The following is a 15,900-nucleotide window of genomic DNA, read 5'->3' as shown; positions in this document are numbered from 1 at the left end:
TCAAGGGGTCAACATTGGACGCCGATCGGGGGGCAACTTTGCGGGCCGTTTGACAGCTCTTCTCCGGTCGCTGACGATCATCGTGCAGAAACCCGGTCGCATCTATCACGAGACGAAGTTCTCCCTGATCGGCGGCAAACGCCGCGGCCCGATCGATAGTGGCTTCGTCGAGAAGGTCTATCGATGGCGAACTGCTGCGACTGAATGCAATCACACGCTCGAAACGTTCTGCTGATCTGATCGCATCAAGCAATGCCCCTCCGATTCCGCCGCCCCCGCCGAAGACGACTGCTATACCGCCCTTAGGAAAGGACGCGAGCTCAGAATCTGTCGCAGCTGTAGGAGGACGTGGATGATGATCGGTCATCGTTCGCGAGGCCAAAAGTAGCGCGGGCACGGGACCGGCGGCGAAATCGAAGTGTTTGATCGCCGCCGATCCTGTAACGAGATGATCACGCAGGAAAGATCCCGCTTAGAGCTTTCATATCGATGAAATGACCGGCACGGTCGCGCTTGGAAGCGAGATAGCGGACATTGTGGACGTTCGGGCGTCCCAGAACCCGTTGGCTCGCCGCGACTTCAATGCCCGCGGCCTCGATCGCCCCGATCTTCTGCGGGTTGTTGGTCAGGGCCACGATACGTGAGACGCCAAGGTGCTTGAGCATGGTCGCCGCAAAGTCGAAATGGCGCTGATCCAGATCGAAGCCCAGCACTTCATCGGCATCGTAGGTATCCCACCCTCTGCTCTGCAGCCTGTAGGCGCGCATCTTGTTGGAAATGCCGTTTCCACGGCCTTCCTGGTCGAGATAGAGCAAGATGCCCCCGCGATTCTCGGCCATCCATCGTACCGTCTCGCGCAATTGGTCGCCGCAATCGCATTTGAGTGAGCCGAACAGGTCGCCGGTGAGACAAGCCGAATGCAGCCGTACGGGCACGGCCGAGTCCAGGTCCGGCCTGCCGACGACGATCGCGACCTGGTCACGCAGGCCCTCGCCGCCTCGGAAGACAACGAACTCAGTCTCCGGCGCGCCTTCAAGCGGCACCGGGGCACGGCCGGCGATCCTGAGAGAAGCTGCCTGTTCGGCGCGATAGCCGTTGATCGCGGCGAGCGCGACCTCGACCAGCGGCTCGCTGGCGATGTCTGCTTCGGTGACTGGCACGACAATGACGGCGGGCAGGACGAGCGATAGACGGGCGAGCTCCAGCGCTGCCTCGTCATGGGGAGAAGCCGGCGCGATTGGCGCATCTATCCGTGCATCGATCTTCAGGGCCAACGTTTCGATCCGATCCAGATCGATGGCGGGCAGGACAAAAGCGCCGCTCTCGCCGCGCCCCTTGGCGCCAAGGCGTCGCAGACGCGCCGCGCTCAGCACGAGGTGGCCAGCACCGCGAGCCAACACGTTAAGCCCTCGCACCAGCGCCTCGTCGGCAAGTTCAGCAGAGAGCGTCAGCACCAGCCGGTTGTTGTCCCGCAATAGCACCGGGCGGCCGGAGCGAAACTCAGCGATCGCTCGATCAACGTTCAGGCTGCCTCGGCTGCCCAGGGAAATAATTTCGCGATCGTATACTATCATAATCAATTCCCTCATCTGGAGAATTCTGGAGACGGGCTATTAAATCCATTCTTAAGCAGTGTTCTTTCGAAGAATGGCGCATTTGGATGGCGACTTTCTCCGATTATCCTATTGCGAACGGCCTTCTGCGTAAGTTGCAATTCAATACGAGCTCTGAAGGCAGTCGGTTCACTTTTTGAGCGCCGATGCGAAATCCGGCCTAACGCTCGACCCCTGATGAGGGGCGATCAATCTGAAGATCGCGGCATACCTGGCTCGTCAGGCGTTCGCCGGACGGGTCGCAGCAACAACCGATCCCTGGGCGTAGGTACGATTGGCCTTACCGCGGTTCTGCAGCGGGCGGAAAGCGCCGAGGAGACCAGGTCCTCGATGGTCCGAATCTTGAATTCCGAGGAGATCTAAAGTGACCCCCAGAACGTACTTTAGGGGTAAAAATACCTACATGGCATCAGAGGATAAAACCCATCATGGCTACCGATAGGGTTGGTCTCAATCGGCCTCTCGGCGGGATCAACGCCTCGCTACGATCAATGCCCGACGATCAGGGTTCATTCGGACGTTTTGGAGGGCGCTTCGTCGCCGAGACGCTGATGCCGCTCGTCCTTGAATTGGAAGAGGCCTACAACGCGGCCAAGGCCGATCCGACCTATCACGCCGAGATGACCAGCGGCCTGAAGCATTATGTCGGCCGGCCTTCACCGCTCTACTTCGCCGAACGCCTGACGGAGCATCTCGGCGGGGCAAGAATTTACTTGAAGCGTGACGAGTTGAACCATACCGGCTCGCACAAGGTGAATAACGTGCTCGGCCAAATCCTGCTGGCGCGGCGCATGGGCAAGAAGCGCATCATCGCCGAGACCGGCGCCGGGCAGCACGGCGTCGCGACCGCGACGCTCTGTGCCCGCTTCGGCCTGGAATGCATCGTCTATATGGGCGCGGTCGACGTCGCCCGGCAGGCGCCCAACGTGTTCCGCATGCAGACGCTTGGCGCCAAGGTCGTGCCGGTCGAGTCTGGCACCAAGACGCTGAAGGACGCGATGAACGAGGCGCTGCGCGACTGGGTGACCAATGTCGCGACAACCTTCTACTGCATCGGCACGGTCGCCGGCCCGCATCCCTATCCGGCGATGGTGCGCGACTTCCAGTCGATCATCGGCAAGGAAACCCGCGAGCAGATGCAGGAGGCCGAAGGACGCCTTCCCGATTCGCTGATCGCCTGCATCGGCGGCGGCTCGAACGCGATGGGGCTGTTCCATCCCTTCCTCGACGACGCATCCGTCGAGATCTACGGCGTCGAGGCGGCCGGCCACGGCATCCTGAGCGGCCTGCACGCGGCATCCATAGCTGGCGGGCGTCCCGGCGTGCTGCATGGTAACCGCACCTTCCTGCTGATGGACGATGACGGACAGATCAAGGACGCCCATTCGATCTCAGCCGGGCTCGACTATCCCGGCATCGGCCCGGAGCATTCCTGGCTGCACGATGTCGGTCGCGTGACCTATCTCTCGGCCACCGACGAGGAGGCGCTGGAGGCTTTCCAGCTGATCTCGCGGCTGGAAGGCATAATTCCAGCTCTTGAGCCGGCGCATGCCATCGCCAGAGCTTGCGAAATTGCGGCGATGAAAAGCGCTTCCCACCTCATGGTCGTCAACCTTTGCGGCCGAGGCGACAAGGATATACCCCAAGTTTCAGATATGCTTTCGAATAGAAGCTGATACCTGGATAAAAAATTGGGAATAATTATGGAGTTTCAGACAAAATTTTATCAAATATAACCGAAATTATACGCCAAATAATTAACGCGATCTATAAATCGAATTCAAACAACCGCCTATTTAAGCAGAATCGAACAGGTCACTGCGAAATTTTCGAGGTCTATTTTCATTGATCTGTTCTAGAAAATCACGAGCGTATCGCCGCACGGCAGCGATTTTAACCGGCTCCATGTGGTCGAGAATCCGGTAAGGCATTTTCATGCGCGGGTTTCGTGAAAGTGCACTGCGGTTTTGGATCAGAAAGTTTCAGTAAAGAAAATTGAAAGGGCAGGCATCCCTACCAGTCTTAATTTTGGGATCATAGACGCATCTTTGACAATAATTCGACATCCGATTGATGTATGCGCCTGAGGCGGCATAGGGCTTGGAACTCAGTAGCCCGCCATCAGCGAACATGACCATTCCGTGGACGTTTGGAAGCTCAACCCACTCAAATGCATCGGCATAGACTGCGAGGTACCATTCCTCGATCTCGGCTGGATTTACCCCTGCCAGAAGCGCGAAATTTCCAGTGATCATCAGTCTTTGAATATGATGGGCATATGCGCTGCGCTTGGTATCCTCGATCGCACACTTCAGGCAATGCATGTCTGTTTCGCCCGACCAGTAAAACCAGGGAAGCTGTCTCGTTGCGGATAGGGCATTCCTGCTCTTGTATCCTGGCATCTCCAGCCAGTAGATGCCTCGAACATATTCACGCCAGCCCAGTATCTGACGGATGAACCCCTCTGCAGCGTTGAGCGGCACGCTACCGCATCGGAACGCGGCTTCAGCAGCGATACAAACTTCCCATGGTTCGAGGAGGCCGACATTGAGATACGGCGATAGGACGGCGTGAAACAGAAACGGCTCGTCTGTGGCCATCGCATCTTGATAGTCTCCGAACAACGGCAAATAGAATTCTATAAAGTGCGCTAGCGCAACCAGCGCATCTTCTCTGGAAACCGCCCAATTAAATGCATCAATATTACCGAAATTATCTGGATAATACCGGTTGGTTAGCAATATGACCTCAGCGGTGATCTCATCGATCTCAAAGCAAATGCGCTTTGGAGGTTGGATCGATGCCGGCAGCGGCTTCCGATTGGATGTGTCAAGGTTCCAGGTGCCGCCAGCGGGATAATCACCATCCATGAGTAGACCGGTTCGCCGACGCATCTCCCGATAGAAATATTCCATACGGTAACCCTTGCGGCCGTCCGCCCAAGCCCGGAAGTCCGCGATCGAGCATAGGAAGCGATCGTCGGCACGAATCTCGATAGGTCGGTCGAACCTCCCGCTCCAGTCATCCATCATGCGTCGGACCCGCCACTCGCCGGGCTCGGTAATCACAATTCGATCTGGATTATGGCGCTCTATGGCGCGGTCCAGCTCAGCCGAGAAGGAACCGGTATTGCCCGCGTCGCCAAGCGCGACGTAGTCGACTTCGATGCCGGCGCTCCGAAGCTCATTCGCGAAGTGCCGCATCGCTGAAAGAATGAAAGCAATCTTTTGCTTATGGTGTGGCACGTAGGTCGTCTCTTCAACGACCTCAACCATCAAAACGATGTCGGTATCGCGATCGATTCCTGTGAGCGAGCTGATATTAGGGCTAAGCTGATCGCCCAGGATAAAAATCAGTTTTCTCATCTCTGAAGCGGCTTTCCTTTTGTGTCTCGGCAGCGCTTCGAGCAATATGTGACCTGATCCCAGTTGCGCGCCCATTTTCTGCGCCAGCTGAATTGTCGGCGGCAAACCGGGCACGTCTTACTTGGAAGGTCGATTTTTCGGCGCATTCGAGCCATGCGTTTTGTCCTTTGGCATGGCAGGTCCGTATGGGTTGTTGCCTCAGCCTGCTGAATTCGTGGGGATGAACTTTGCTCGTTTGCCTCAGCCCAGCGCTTCAAACGCGTCGAGCGCGCGGCGACGAGCGAAATCGTGGTCGACGATGCGCGTGGGATACCCTTCGACTGCGGATGATGCCTGCCACGGGCGATGAACGTCTTGTGGAGGCAGACCCGATAATTCTGGTAGCCAAGCTTTCGCGTAATGCCCACCGCAATCGAATTTTTCCCCCTGAAGAGTGGGGTTGAAGATGCGGAAGTAGGGCGCCGCGTCTGCGCCCGATCCGGCAACCCATTGCCAGCTCGCCGCATTGTTGGCCTGGTCGGCGTCGACCAGAGTGTCCCAAAACCAAGCCTCACCCTGGCGCCAGTCAATGAGGAGATGCTTGACCAGGAACGATGCGGCCACCATGCGAACCCGGTTGTGCATCCACCCCGTGGTCCACAGCTGACGCATGCCAGCATCGACCAGAGGATAACCGGTCTTCCCAATTTGCCACGCTCGCAGCGAAACGGGATCCTCTCGCCACGGCATCCGGTCGAACTTCGACTGGAGGTTTCGGGCGGCTAAGGTCGGATTGTGATGCAGTAAATGATATGAGAATTCTCGCCAGCCCAGCTCGGACTGGAATTTCTCCAGGTTCCGGTAAGATTTTACGTCGCTTTCAGAGTTCTTTGATTCCGCCGCATGCCATATCTGCCGAGGCGAAATATTTCCGAAGCGCAAGTAGGGAGACAGGTGAGATGTCGTTTGCCTATCGGGAAAATCCCTGCACTCTGCGTATGTATCGAAGTGATTATCTAAAAACTGCTTGAGCTGCATTTGGGCACCGGTCTCGCCAGGTTTCCAATTGGAACGCAGGCCGCCTGACCAATCGGGTCCCCGAGGCTCAAGGCATAACTCGGAGAGTTCGACAGCCCGAGGCGAGTTGTCACCCCAGTCGCCGAAATCCTGCAATGCTACGGGAGCCGCTTGCGGCTGGGCAGGGTCACCCGCTTGGTAAACTGCGCGCCAAAATGCGGAAAACGTTCGAAAAGGCTCGCCGGATTTGGTTTTGATCGCCGCCGGATCGTACAGCAAAGAGCCGTTAAAAGTGAGAGCATCGATGCGACGCTGCTCAAGCAACAATTGTACGGCCGAATCCACCCGTCGTTCGGCTTCGCCATATCGATCATTCCAGTAAACGATGGCCGCCCGGCAGAGGGTGGCGAGGCGCGGGATCAATTCGGACGCACGACCCCGATAGATTGAAAGGCGTGTGCCGCGCTGACGCAGGTCCTTGTCCAGATTCTCCAGCGCGCCATGGAGCCACCATTTTGCTGCCGCCCCGAGAGGACGCAGACCGTCAGATTCTTCATCATACACAAAAACGCAGCGGATTTTCCGGCCGCTTTGTGCCGCGGCAGTTAAGGCCGGATTGTCGCATAGCCGCAGATCATCGCGAAACCAAACGATCACCGGAGCTTCTGCCGGATGCAAATTCGCGGAAGATGCCATCAGCTTTTGCCTTGGAATTGAAGCTCGGTTCCCATAACCGGATGCACAGACGTCTTTAGAAACGTGACGACGTCGTCGAGCACCGGCGCTTGCCATTGCAGAAGCCGGGACAGCGCCGTGGCCGTGCCAGCATGGCCGAGACCCTGATAGATCTTCAGCGAGACCGATCGCGCGCCCGCCTTTCGGAGCGCCAGCGCCAGACGCTCGCTATTGCGCGGAATGACCGTCGTGTCCTCCGATCCCGTGGCCAGAAAGACTGGCGGTGCGTCGCGCCGGGCAAAGTTGATTGGCTGCGTCCGGACGGGATCGCGCGCGTTTCCGAACGCCTCCTTCGTCACGTCGATATCGAACGGGAGAAAGTCGTAGGGGCCGGAGAGGCCGACAATCGACCGGACATCGTCGGCGCGCATGCCAACGGCGGCAAGATAGCGCTTGTCCAGAGTCAGCATCATCGCATTGTAGGCGCCCGCCGAATGTCCCATCATGTGGATCGCCTCCGGGGCGCCGCCGAAGCGGGCTATGTTGTCTCGCACGAAACGCAGGGCCTGCGCGCCGTCCTCGATGAAGACCGGGAAGCGGACCTCCGGGACCAGGCGGTAATCCGCGATCACCGTGACGAAGCCGCGAGCCGAGAGCGCGTCCCCCACGAACGAATAGGTTTCCTTGGCGCCATTGGCCCAGGACCCGCCATAGACGAAGAAAACGACCGGCTTGGGTGCGCTAGCGCAATCCGAAGGCAGGTAGATATCCATCCGCTGCCGGGGATGCAGGCCATAAGCTACATCGCGTGCGCCGTCGGTCAGGCGCCCCGGTCGGAGTGCGGCGCATGCCGAAACGCCGAGCCCAGCCAGCAGCGGCGCGATCGTACGTCGGACAATCCGGGTCGCAATGGACGGTTCGCAAGAATGCATGCAAGCCTATACGCTTCCCTCATCAAAGTGGATTTCCTGGCCGATCGTTCTTGATCGCCGGCGGCTCTGAACCACGAGCGCGAAAGCGACGTATCTCTTTGCGGAACCTCTGGAGATCACGATGAGCTTCGTTGCCGGTTATCTCGCTTTTCTTGTCGCTTTCGGCATTTGTGATGCCATCTGGCTGGGCACAATGGCGTCCAAACTCTATCGCCCTGCGCTCGGCGATCTACTTCTGGAACAGGTGCGCTATTGGCCGGCGGCACTGTTCTATTTCGGCTTCCCGCTCGGCGTAGTCCATTTTGCGCTGATGCCCGCGCTGCGTGACGGAAGCGCGGGCGCCGCCTTGCTCAATGGCGCGCTCATCGGGCTGCTGGCCTATGCGACTTACGACCTCACCAACTACGCCACACTGCGGCCCTGGACGCTGACGATCACGCTCGCCGACCTCGTCTATGGCGCCGTCGTCGTCGGCCTGTGCACATGGGTCGCCTTTATCGTGGTCCGGCGCCTGGTCGGCTGGGGCTGGGTCTGATCCCCAGCCCAGCTAATTGGTCAGGCCGCGCGCAGCCTGTAGTGATGGACGCCCCAGGCATCGCCCTGGGCATGGCCGAACAGTCCGCTCGTCGCCAGGAAGAACAGCCGCCAGCGCCGGCGCCATAGCGGCGCGTCCGCACCATAGGTCTCGCGCAGGATCGGATTAATCTGCGCGAGATTGCGATCGAAATTCGCCAGCCAGTCCTCGGCTGTGGCGCGATAATGCTCGCCGCTCCAGCGCCACTCGGCCTCGACAGTGAAGAGATCGGGGAACTGGTGAGCGAGCGTCGCGCTCGGCATCAGGCCGCCGGTGAAAAAATGCTGCGCGATCCAGTCGCGGGTATCGGCTACATCAAATCGATAGCAGCCCTGCCGGTGGGCGAAGACATGAATGAAGAGCCGGCCGTCCGGCTTCAGCCAGCCACGAATCCGCCCGAGCAGTTCGCGCCAGTTCGCCATGTGCTCGAACATCTCGACCGAAACGACGCGATCAAAATTCTCGGGCGGAGAAAAGTTATTGATGTCTGCCGTAATAACTCTCAAATTTAAGATACTACGGCGCCATGCTTCCTGTTCGATAAAATTGCGCTGCGAATTTGAGTTGGATACGGCCGTGATTTGAGCCTTGGGATAGCGTTCCGCTAACCACAGCGACAAGGAACCCCAACCGCAACCAAGCTCTAGAATTCGTTGTCCGTCCAAAATGTCCGCATGCTCTGCAGTCAGTTTCAGAGCGTTCTGCTCAGCAACCGTGAGCGTGTCGTATCGACTGTTGTAATAGCAGCACGAGTATTTTAGCTGCAAACCGAGAATCTGAGCAAAAAATGTATCAGGTAGTTCATAATGCTGTTTATTGGCCGCGTCAGTATGGACGGCAATAGGAAGGGCCGCCATTTCACGTACGAAGGTCTCAGTATTTGCCGGATCAACCTCAAGCGAACGATCTGTAGTCCGCACTAGGGACGCAATAACAGCCCGACTTACGAAGTCGGGAACACGAAGCCGTTCTCCCCAAGCCGAAAGCTTCTGCATGATCGTCATGACGTTGCTCCTTTCGGCGGCAGCGGGATCAGGGCGCTGGTTCGATTCTGGTACGCCCGATAGGCCTCGCCGTGCTTGGCGAGCATGTGCTCCTCCAGAGGCGGAATGCCGGAGATGCGGGTGAGCAGCAGCGTGATGCAGGCCGGTGCCAGCAGGGCGAGCCAGCCCCAGCTATAGCCGGCGCCGAGCGCGATCACGGGATAGCAGCACCAGAGCAGGCACTCGAAGAAGTAGTTGGGATGCCGCGACCAGCGCCACAGGCCGGAGTCGCAGACGCCGCCCGTTCCCGAGCGTGCGAAGGCCCGCAACTGGCCATCGGCGATGGCGCCTCCTGCAAGGCCGGCGACGAATACGGCGACACCGGCAAGATCCTGCCAGCCCAGCGCCGGCGCGGGGCTATGTGCCGCCAGCACGATCCCCAATCCCAGGGGAATGCTGACCAGCGCCTGCATCTGCAGCAGCCGGGCCAGTTGCTGCGGCGCGGCGCTGCCCCAGTCCCGCTTCAGCTTCGCATAGCGGGGATCTTCGGTGATGCCGGCGGTCCGTCGCGCGATGTGCAGGCCGAGCCGAAGCGCCCAGGCCAACGCGAGCCCGGCAACAAGGAAACGTCGTGGCATCGGCCCAGCCCCGAAAGGCAGCAAGGCGCCGGCAACCCCCATCAGCCCCAATCCGAAAGTCCAGACCACGTCGATCCAGCCGGAATTGCCGGTGCGACGCTCGACCAGCGTCGCCAGGGCCATGAAGGCGGACATGGCCACGGCCACGAAGACCAGAGCTGCTGCGAAGGACGCGATCGTCAAAACCGCACCAGCGGTTGCAGCAGCCGGCCGAGCCATCCCTGCAACTGCACGCTCCCGGTCATCGCGACGATGCAGGTGCAGCCCTCCACGGGATCGACCCGCGGCGTATGATCATGCTCTGCATCGGCCTCGTCGAAATCGCCGGCTGCGTAGCGCCCGTATTCGTGCTCATAGGCACCGGCGAGGATCGTGGTCCACTCGAACCCGGTATGCTTGTGGTGCGGCAAGGAAATTCCGGGCCCGGCGCGCAGCATGAAGACGCGCGCATCTGCTCCGGGAACCTCGACGCGTCGCATGGCGATGCGTATGCCGATCGGGCGCCAGGGACCGAGGCCATAGGGGCGCAGCACCTTCGGCATCCCCTCGGACATCGGGGCGGTCGCAACCGATTTTGCCTCGGGTCGTGCTGCAATAGCCGCAGGACTTGGGCCGGAAGCCATTGCGACGGGCTCGGCCGCATCCAGCAGCGCGCCTTGCACGGCCTGGAGCTCGCGGAGGCGGCCGCGGCTCTCCTGATCCGCCTCGATATGGCAGGCGACGACGACAGCGAGGCCTTCGTCGAGTTGGCCCGCTGCGAAGGCGGCCAGCGTCTCGTCGGACGGGCGATGCAACATGCTCATCGCAGGTCCTCCAGCCGGCCGCGCAGATGCGATAGGGCCAGGCGCAGGCGGGATTTCACCGTGCCCAGCGGGATCGCGAGGCGATCGGCGACATCCTGGTGACTGAAGCCTTCGATGAAGGCGAGTTCGACCACGCGGTACTGGTCGGGTGAAAGGTGGGTCATCGCGGCTCGCACGCGCGCATCGCGTTCGGCGCCGGAGAGCATCGCATCGGGTTGTTCAGGGGCTTCTTCATCCAGGATCTCGTAAACTTGCGACAGCCGCGACCGGGTCTCGCGTCGGGCAATGTCGATGCGCAGGTTGCGCGCGATCGTTGCGATCCAGGTCGAGGCGCTGGCCTTCGCCGGATCGAACAGGGCGGCCTTCCGCCAGACGGCCAGGAGCGTTTCCTGCGCGACCTCCTCGGCCAGCTCGGCCGGGGCGCCGCCGCGCATAAGCAATCCCTTCACGCGTGGCGCGAAATGGTCGAACAATTCAGCAAAGGCCGCCCGGTCGCCCGAGCGCGCGATGGCGGCAATCAGACTGTTGGGGTCGAACAAGATGATAAACCGAACTCCTTGCGCGACAGCTCCCGCGTTGCGCATGCCGTCGACGGTCAGGGCGAGTGCGGGAACCATATACGAGATACGCGGCCGGCTCCGCACTGGATCACTTGGGCGAGAGCGGGCGCCATCACTCCACGGCCTTCCAGCGCACGTCACGGCAGATCAGTTTCGCCGCGATGCAGCCGCGGGTGGTGAGGGCACCGGGTTTAGCGGTGATCGTCATCGAATAGGTCCAGTCGCGCTTCGCGTCGTAGGCGCTGCCGGAAAACGTTCCGTCGGGCTGGCGAGCCAGCGTCATGACGAGCTTGTCGCCGGCCGCCTCTCCCGTGCTGGTGTCGCCGATCCAGAGATTGGTGGCGCAGATCTTGTCGCCGCAGGGCGCGATCCTCACGCGGGCGTTGCCGTCGTCGCGCAACCATGTCCCGTCGAGATCGTTGGCGGCGGCACTATGGGCCGAAAAAGCGATGAGGGCGAGGACAAGCGGAAGGCGCGTCATAATGAAGTCCTTTCGGCGAATGCGTTTCGTCTACGCTCCGGCCGCGCCGTCGGTTTCATCGGCGCGCGAATTTGTGTCCGGACGCCCGACGAACAGCCACCCGATCAGGGCGGTCAGGGATGCCGCGCTCAGAAAATTCAGGCGCTGTAAGGCTGCGTATTCGTCGGGCCCGTAGAGATGTATCGGTGCCCCCAGGATGGCGGCCGGCAGCAGATAGGCGGCGAAGGCCAGTGCCGCGAAGCCGAGCGCGAAGAGGCGCTCCGTGCGGCGAAACAGCATCAGCGCCAGCATGAGGCAAGGAAACAGGAAGACCTCGACCCCTGAGACCGGGCCAAAGGCGGCCCGGCAGAGCAAGGTATTGCCGATGCCGGCGACAAGAAGCAGCGATCGCCCGAGCACGGCGCTGCGCCGCATGACGGCCGGCACCGCCGCGAAGAAGGGCGTCGACAGGAAGGTGAGATAGGACGGCGTGACGACGGGCGAGACCGCCCAATAAAGATAGAGCGGGTAGAAGGGCTGGTTCGAGACGATGACCAGCGCGACGGTATTGGCGATCGCGGCCCGCGGATCGGGATGCGCCACGTAGGCGCCGATCGCAGCAGCGACCCGTTTCATTCGGCTCATCGGCATCGTCGCCCTCCCGGAAAGTCCCGGCCTGTCTTCGGTTACGCAGGAAGCGCTGCGGCGGGTCACTCGGCCGGCGCGCTTTTGCTGGCGCGGCAGCAAATCCAGTCCGGCCCTGGCCGCGTATACCCGTCATGATCGATGAAGCAGCGACGATGGAACGGGCACATGGCAAGGCGATGCGGATCGCCGTGATCGGTGCCGGCATATCCGGTCTCTCGGCGGCCTGGCTGCTGGCGCAGGCGCATGATGTGGTGCTTTTCGAGGCTGCCCCCCGTCTCGGTGGTCACGCCAACACGGTTTGCGTCGCGGGGGCCGGCGGCGAGACGGCGGTCGATACTGGCTTCATCGTCTACAACGAGGCGACCTATCCGAACTTCATCGCGCTGATGGAGCATTTGCGCGTCGCCACCCAGCCGACCGAGATGTCCTTCGCCGTCTCGCTCGATGGCGGGCGGCTTGAATATAGCGGCACCAGCGTCGCAGGCCTGTTCGCCCAGCGCAGCAATCTGGTGCGCCCGCGCTTCTGGGCGATGCTGCAGGATATCACCCGCTTCTACCGGAATGCATCGCGGGATGTGCTGGCGGGGCACGCTGCTAATATCTCGCTCGGCGACTATCTCGCCGCCGGAGGCTACGGCGCCGCTTTCCGGGACGATCATCTCCTGCCGATGGCCGCCGCGATCTGGTCGGCTCCATGCTCGGAGATCCTGTCCTATCCGGCCGCCGCCTTCCTGCGCTTCCATCACAATCACGGGCTGCTCCAGCTCACCGACCGGCCCGTCTGGCGCACCGTCACAGGCGGCAGCAGCGTCTATGTGCAGAAACTGCGGGCCGCCTTTTCGGGTGAAGTCAGGGCCGGCGCGCCGGTGCGTCGGGTTCGACGTGGGAGAAACGATGTCATCCTGACGGGCGATGGCTGGACCGAGACATTCGACCAGGTCGTCTTTGCGGGCCATGCAGACCAGACGCTCGCCATGCTCGCCGATCCCAGCCAGGCGGAATCTCAAGCGCTTGGCGCGTTCCGCTACAGCCGCAACCGCGCCGTGCTGCACGGCGACGAAACGCTGATGCCGAAGCGCCGCCGCGCCTGGGCAAGCTGGAACCATATCGGTCAGCGCGCGCAGCCGGATTCCGCCTGTGCGGTGACATACTGGATGAACCGGCTCCAGGGCCTGCCGGAGGCTCAGCCCTTCTTCGTCACGCTCAACCCGCCGGATACGCTGCGCGAAGAGTCGATTTTCCACGAGGAGATCTACGAACACCCGCTGTTCGATGCGGCAGCGCTCGATGCGCAGGAACGGCTCTGGTCGCTGCAGGGCATGCGTCGAAGCTGGTTCTGCGGCGCCTATTTTGGATCGGGCTTTCATGAGGACGGCCTGCAGGCGGGGCTTGCCGTCGCCGAGGCGCTCGGCGGCGTTCGCCGGCCCTGGAGCGTCCCCAACGAATCCGGTCGCATTCCGATCCTGCCGCGACTGGAGCAGGCCGCATGACCTGGCGATCCGCCCTCTATGTCGGCCGTGTCAGGCACCATCGGTTCCGGCCCCGGCCGCATGCGCTGTCCTATCGCATGTTCTGGATGCTGCTCGATCTCGACGAGATCGATGGGTTGTCGACGAAGCTCCGCCTCTTCTCGCGCAACGGCTTCAACCTCTACGCCTTTCGCGACGCGGATTACGGGGATCGCAGCGGGCGGCCCCTGCGGCCCCAGATCGAGGAAACCTTGGCCAAGGCCGGGATCGCGCATGACGGCGGCGCGATCCGCCTGCTGACCATGCCGCGCATCCTGGGCTACGCCTTCAATCCGCTCAGCACCTATTTCTGCTACCGCCGCGACGGCAGCCTCTGCGCGACCGTCTACGAGGTGCACAACACCTTCGGCGAGATCCATAGCTATGTGGCGCCCGCCGATGTCTCGGAAGGCATGCTGAGGCAGGAGGCCGACAAGGTCTTCCACGTCTCGCCGTTTATGAACCTCGACATGCGCTACGCCTTTACGGTGACGCCACCGGGGGAGCGCATTTCCGTCGCCATCGATGGCAGTGACGCCGAGGGGCGCCTGATCACCGCCGTGTTGAGCGGCAAGCGCACGGAACTGAGCGACGCGGCCCTGCTGCGGCTGCTCGCAACCCATCCGCTGCTCACGCTGAAGGTCACGGCGGCCATCCACTGGCACGCCCTGCGCCTGCTGGCGAAGCGGATTTCCTGGCGGCCCCATCCGGCGGCGCCCGAACACTCCTTCAGTCTTGGCAGAGCCGTGACAGCCCATGCGAAAGGACCGATGAAGCCATGAGCCGTCCCGACGCGGAACAGCATTTCAGCATGCCCGAAGAGGCGCTCGCCTTGCCAGGTGGTATCGGCCTGTCGCGCTGGTTCCTGCGCCGCGTGCTCTCCCGCATCGCCATCGGCCACCTGACGGTCTTCACGCCGGATGGCGAACGGCTTTGCAGCGCGCCCGGCCTGCCGGGGCCGCAGGCGACGATGATCCTGAACAACTGGCGGTCGATGCGCCGCCTTCTGCTCGACGGCGATATCGGCCTGGCCGAAGCTTATCGCGACGGCGACCTTCACACGCCGGACCTCACCGCCCTGATCGAGCTCGGTGCGCGCAACGATGCGACGCTGCGCGGGCTGGTGTCGGGCGCCTGGCCGGCGCGGCTGCTCAACCGCCTGCGCCACGTTCTGAACGCCAATACGCGCCGCGGCAGCCGCCGCAACATCACCGCGCATTACGATCTCGGCAACGCGTTCTACGGCCGCTGGCTCGACGCCAGCATGATGTATTCCTCGGCGCTCTACGAGACGCCGGCCGAGACGCTCGAAGTCGCCCAGCAGCGCCGGCTCGACCGGATCGTCGACATGCTCGACCTTTCGGGCGGCGAGCATGTCCTGGAAATCGGCTGCGGCTGGGGTGCGTTGGCGGAGCGGCTGGCCCGCGAGGGCTGCCGCGTGACGGCGATTACCCTGTCGCCGGCACAGCTCGAAGCCGCACGGCAGCGCATTGCCGATGCTGGCCTATCCGAGCGCGTCACCATCGAGCTCAGGGACTATCGCGACATTGCCGGGCAGTTCGACCGCATCGTTTCGATCGAAATGATCGAGGCGGTCGGCCGCGCTTACTGGCCGTCCTATTTCGACACTCTCAATCGCTCGCTCAGGCCTGGCGGCCGGGTCGTGCTGCAGGCGATCACGATCGACGATGCGTTGTTCGAAAGCTACCAGCAGGGCAGCGATTTCATCCAGCGCTACATCTTTCCCGGTGGCAGCCTGCCGTCGGTCCCGGTGCTGAAAAGCAGTGCTGAGGCTGCTGCGCTCGCCGTGGTCGAGCAGCTCGATTTCGGCGGCAGCTACGCGCTGACCTTGAAGGAGTGGCGCCGGCGCTTTCTGGAGAACTGGGCCGAGATCGCACCCTTGGGGTTCGACGAAGCTTTCCGGCGCTTGTGGGAATTCTACCTCTGCTATTGCGAGGCAGGCTTCCGCGCACAGAGAATCGACGTGAAACTGGTGGCCCTGCGCCGAGCCTGATGGCGGCTGCGAAGGTGCTGTGCCGACCGGCACATTCTGCCTTCGTGGAAAGGCCACGGTGCGTATCCGGAAGCCGTTCTGCTTCTAGCAGGCAAGGAGCGGGAACAGCCAGTTCCGTGTGGCGTTGGAAT

At 61.6% G+C, this 15,900-nt stretch carries 17 protein-coding genes; 6 read left to right on the top strand and 11 right to left on the bottom strand.

What is annotated here, in order from left to right; genetic code table 11:
• On the top strand, positions 1-235 hold a 235-nt coding region (locus ACODTJ_RS26155; RefSeq protein ID WP_488850830.1), incomplete at its 5' end, for a hypothetical protein.
• A 217-nt stretch (positions 236-452) separates the two neighbouring features.
• Here the strand turns inward: ACODTJ_RS26155 and ribA are convergent.
• On the bottom strand, positions 453-1,574 hold the full coding sequence (gene ribA / locus ACODTJ_RS26150) for a GTP cyclohydrolase II RibA (RefSeq protein ID WP_488850828.1): 1,122 nt from the start codon (positions 1,572-1,574) through the stop codon (positions 453-455).
• A gap of 467 nt (positions 1,575-2,041) precedes the next feature.
• Between ribA and trpB the strand changes: the two genes are divergently transcribed.
• A complete protein-coding gene (gene trpB, locus ACODTJ_RS26145) occupies positions 2,042-3,289 on the top strand; it encodes a tryptophan synthase subunit beta (RefSeq protein ID WP_454654061.1) in 1,248 nt (415 codons plus the stop codon).
• Positions 3,290-3,595: 306 nt separating this feature from the next.
• Here the strand turns inward: trpB and ACODTJ_RS26140 are convergent, their stop codons facing one another.
• The 4 genes from ACODTJ_RS26140 to ACODTJ_RS26125 are packed head-to-tail and all read right to left on the bottom strand — an operon-like array spanning position 3,596 to position 7,422.
• The gene (locus ACODTJ_RS26140) at positions 3,596-5,053 is read right to left on the bottom strand and encodes a cryptochrome/photolyase family protein (RefSeq protein ID WP_488850826.1); all 1,458 of its coding nucleotides are present in this window, start codon (positions 5,051-5,053) and stop codon (positions 3,596-3,598) included.
• Positions 4,975-5,235, bottom strand: coding sequence for a DUF2256 domain-containing protein (locus ACODTJ_RS26135; protein ID WP_488850824.1), 261 nt, complete (start codon positions 5,233-5,235; stop codon positions 4,975-4,977). The genes ACODTJ_RS26140 and ACODTJ_RS26135 overlap by 79 nt, the downstream gene beginning before the upstream one ends.
• A complete protein-coding gene (locus ACODTJ_RS26130; RefSeq protein WP_454654064.1) occupies positions 5,219-6,670 on the bottom strand; it encodes a cryptochrome/photolyase family protein in 1,452 nt (483 codons plus the stop codon). The genes ACODTJ_RS26135 and ACODTJ_RS26130 overlap by 17 nt, the downstream gene beginning before the upstream one ends.
• Complete coding sequence (locus ACODTJ_RS26125; protein WP_454654065.1) at positions 6,670-7,422, bottom strand: alpha/beta hydrolase; 753 nt, start codon at positions 7,420-7,422, stop codon at positions 6,670-6,672. The genes ACODTJ_RS26130 and ACODTJ_RS26125 overlap by 1 nt, the downstream gene beginning before the upstream one ends.
• 280 nt (positions 7,423-7,702) lie before the next feature.
• On the opposite strand from ACODTJ_RS26125, the gene ACODTJ_RS26120 reads away from it, so the two are divergent.
• Entirely contained in the window at positions 7,703-8,116 is a 414-nt protein-coding gene (locus tag ACODTJ_RS26120) for a DUF2177 family protein (RefSeq protein WP_055727696.1), read from the top strand.
• A gap of 20 nt (positions 8,117-8,136) precedes the next feature.
• On the opposite strand, the gene ACODTJ_RS26115 is transcribed toward ACODTJ_RS26120, so the two are convergent.
• The 6 genes from ACODTJ_RS26115 to ACODTJ_RS26090 all read right to left on the bottom strand — a co-directional run bounded on the left by ACODTJ_RS26115 (position 8,137) and on the right by ACODTJ_RS26090 (position 12,235).
• Positions 8,137-9,159 carry an SAM-dependent methyltransferase gene (locus ACODTJ_RS26115; RefSeq protein WP_454654066.1) on the bottom strand — a complete coding sequence of 341 codons (1,023 nt, stop codon included), beginning with the start codon at positions 9,157-9,159 and terminating at the stop codon, positions 8,137-8,139.
• On the bottom strand, positions 9,156-9,959 hold the full coding sequence (locus ACODTJ_RS26110; RefSeq protein ID WP_488850820.1) for a DUF1295 domain-containing protein: 804 nt from the start codon (positions 9,957-9,959) through the stop codon (positions 9,156-9,158). The genes ACODTJ_RS26115 and ACODTJ_RS26110 overlap by 4 nt, the downstream gene beginning before the upstream one ends.
• On the bottom strand, positions 9,956-10,579 hold the full coding sequence (locus tag ACODTJ_RS26105) for a ChrR family anti-sigma-E factor (RefSeq protein WP_454654068.1): 624 nt from the start codon (positions 10,577-10,579) through the stop codon (positions 9,956-9,958). Before ACODTJ_RS26105 ends, ACODTJ_RS26110 begins: the two co-directional genes overlap by 4 nt.
• Complete coding sequence (locus ACODTJ_RS26100) at positions 10,576-11,118, bottom strand: sigma-70 family RNA polymerase sigma factor (RefSeq protein WP_248311333.1); 543 nt, start codon at positions 11,116-11,118, stop codon at positions 10,576-10,578. Before ACODTJ_RS26100 ends, ACODTJ_RS26105 begins: the two co-directional genes overlap by 4 nt.
• 133 nt (positions 11,119-11,251) lie before the next feature.
• Positions 11,252-11,620 carry a DUF2147 domain-containing protein gene (locus tag ACODTJ_RS26095; protein ID WP_454654071.1) on the bottom strand — a complete coding sequence of 123 codons (369 nt, stop codon included), beginning with the start codon at positions 11,618-11,620 and terminating at the stop codon, positions 11,252-11,254.
• A gap of 30 nt (positions 11,621-11,650) precedes the next feature.
• Positions 11,651-12,235, bottom strand: a complete 585-nt coding sequence (locus tag ACODTJ_RS26090) for a hypothetical protein (RefSeq protein ID WP_488850817.1) — start codon at positions 12,233-12,235, stop codon at positions 11,651-11,653.
• A gap of 164 nt (positions 12,236-12,399) precedes the next feature.
• Here ACODTJ_RS26090 and ACODTJ_RS26085 point away from each other — a divergent pair, with 164 nt between their 5' ends.
• The 3 genes from ACODTJ_RS26085 to ACODTJ_RS26075 are packed head-to-tail and all read left to right on the top strand — an operon-like array spanning position 12,400 to position 15,769.
• A complete protein-coding gene (locus ACODTJ_RS26085; protein WP_454654075.1) occupies positions 12,400-13,737 on the top strand; it encodes an NAD(P)/FAD-dependent oxidoreductase in 1,338 nt (445 codons plus the stop codon).
• Positions 13,734-14,537 (top strand): DUF1365 domain-containing protein, encoded by an 804-nt coding sequence (locus ACODTJ_RS26080; RefSeq protein ID WP_488850815.1) that lies wholly within the window; start codon positions 13,734-13,736, stop codon positions 14,535-14,537. Before ACODTJ_RS26085 ends, ACODTJ_RS26080 begins: the two co-directional genes overlap by 4 nt.
• Entirely contained in the window at positions 14,534-15,769 is a 1,236-nt protein-coding gene (locus ACODTJ_RS26075; protein ID WP_454654077.1) for a class I SAM-dependent methyltransferase, read from the top strand. The genes ACODTJ_RS26080 and ACODTJ_RS26075 overlap by 4 nt, the downstream gene beginning before the upstream one ends.
• The last annotated feature ends 131 nt before the right edge of the window (positions 15,770-15,900 follow it).

The organism is Allobosea sp. FG18, from assembly GCF_057809495.1.
This window is presented reverse-complemented; position numbering and strand designations above follow the sequence as displayed.

What these genes read in the sequence shown, in the direction of transcription:
- ribA (WP_488850828.1), bottom strand. Translation starts at nt 1,574, where the DNA reads ATGATAGTATACGATCGCGAAATTATTTCCCTGGGCAGCCGAGGCAGC.
- trpB (WP_454654061.1), top strand. Translation starts at nt 2,042, where the DNA reads ATGGCTACCGATAGGGTTGGTCTCAATCGGCCTCTCGGCGGGATCAAC.
- ACODTJ_RS26140 (WP_488850826.1), bottom strand. Translation starts at nt 5,053, where the DNA reads ATGGGCGCGCAACTGGGATCAGGTCACATATTGCTCGAAGCGCTGCCG.
- ACODTJ_RS26130 (WP_454654064.1), bottom strand. Translation starts at nt 6,670, where the DNA reads ATGGCATCTTCCGCGAATTTGCATCCGGCAGAAGCTCCGGTGATCGTT.
- ACODTJ_RS26125 (WP_454654065.1), bottom strand. Translation starts at nt 7,422, where the DNA reads ATGGATATCTACCTGCCTTCGGATTGCGCTAGCGCACCCAAGCCGGTC.
- ACODTJ_RS26120 (WP_055727696.1), top strand. Translation starts at nt 7,703, where the DNA reads ATGAGCTTCGTTGCCGGTTATCTCGCTTTTCTTGTCGCTTTCGGCATT.
- ACODTJ_RS26115 (WP_454654066.1), bottom strand. Translation starts at nt 9,159, where the DNA reads ATGACGATCATGCAGAAGCTTTCGGCTTGGGGAGAACGGCTTCGTGTT.
- ACODTJ_RS26105 (WP_454654068.1), bottom strand. Translation starts at nt 10,579, where the DNA reads ATGAGCATGTTGCATCGCCCGTCCGACGAGACGCTGGCCGCCTTCGCA.
- ACODTJ_RS26095 (WP_454654071.1), bottom strand. Translation starts at nt 11,620, where the DNA reads ATGACGCGCCTTCCGCTTGTCCTCGCCCTCATCGCTTTTTCGGCCCAT.
- ACODTJ_RS26090 (WP_488850817.1), bottom strand. Translation starts at nt 12,235, where the DNA reads ATGAAACGGGTCGCTGCTGCGATCGGCGCCTACGTGGCGCATCCCGAT.
- ACODTJ_RS26085 (WP_454654075.1), top strand. Translation starts at nt 12,400, where the DNA reads ATGGAACGGGCACATGGCAAGGCGATGCGGATCGCCGTGATCGGTGCC.
- ACODTJ_RS26080 (WP_488850815.1), top strand. Translation starts at nt 13,734, where the DNA reads ATGACCTGGCGATCCGCCCTCTATGTCGGCCGTGTCAGGCACCATCGG.
- ACODTJ_RS26075 (WP_454654077.1), top strand. Translation starts at nt 14,534, where the DNA reads ATGAGCCGTCCCGACGCGGAACAGCATTTCAGCATGCCCGAAGAGGCG.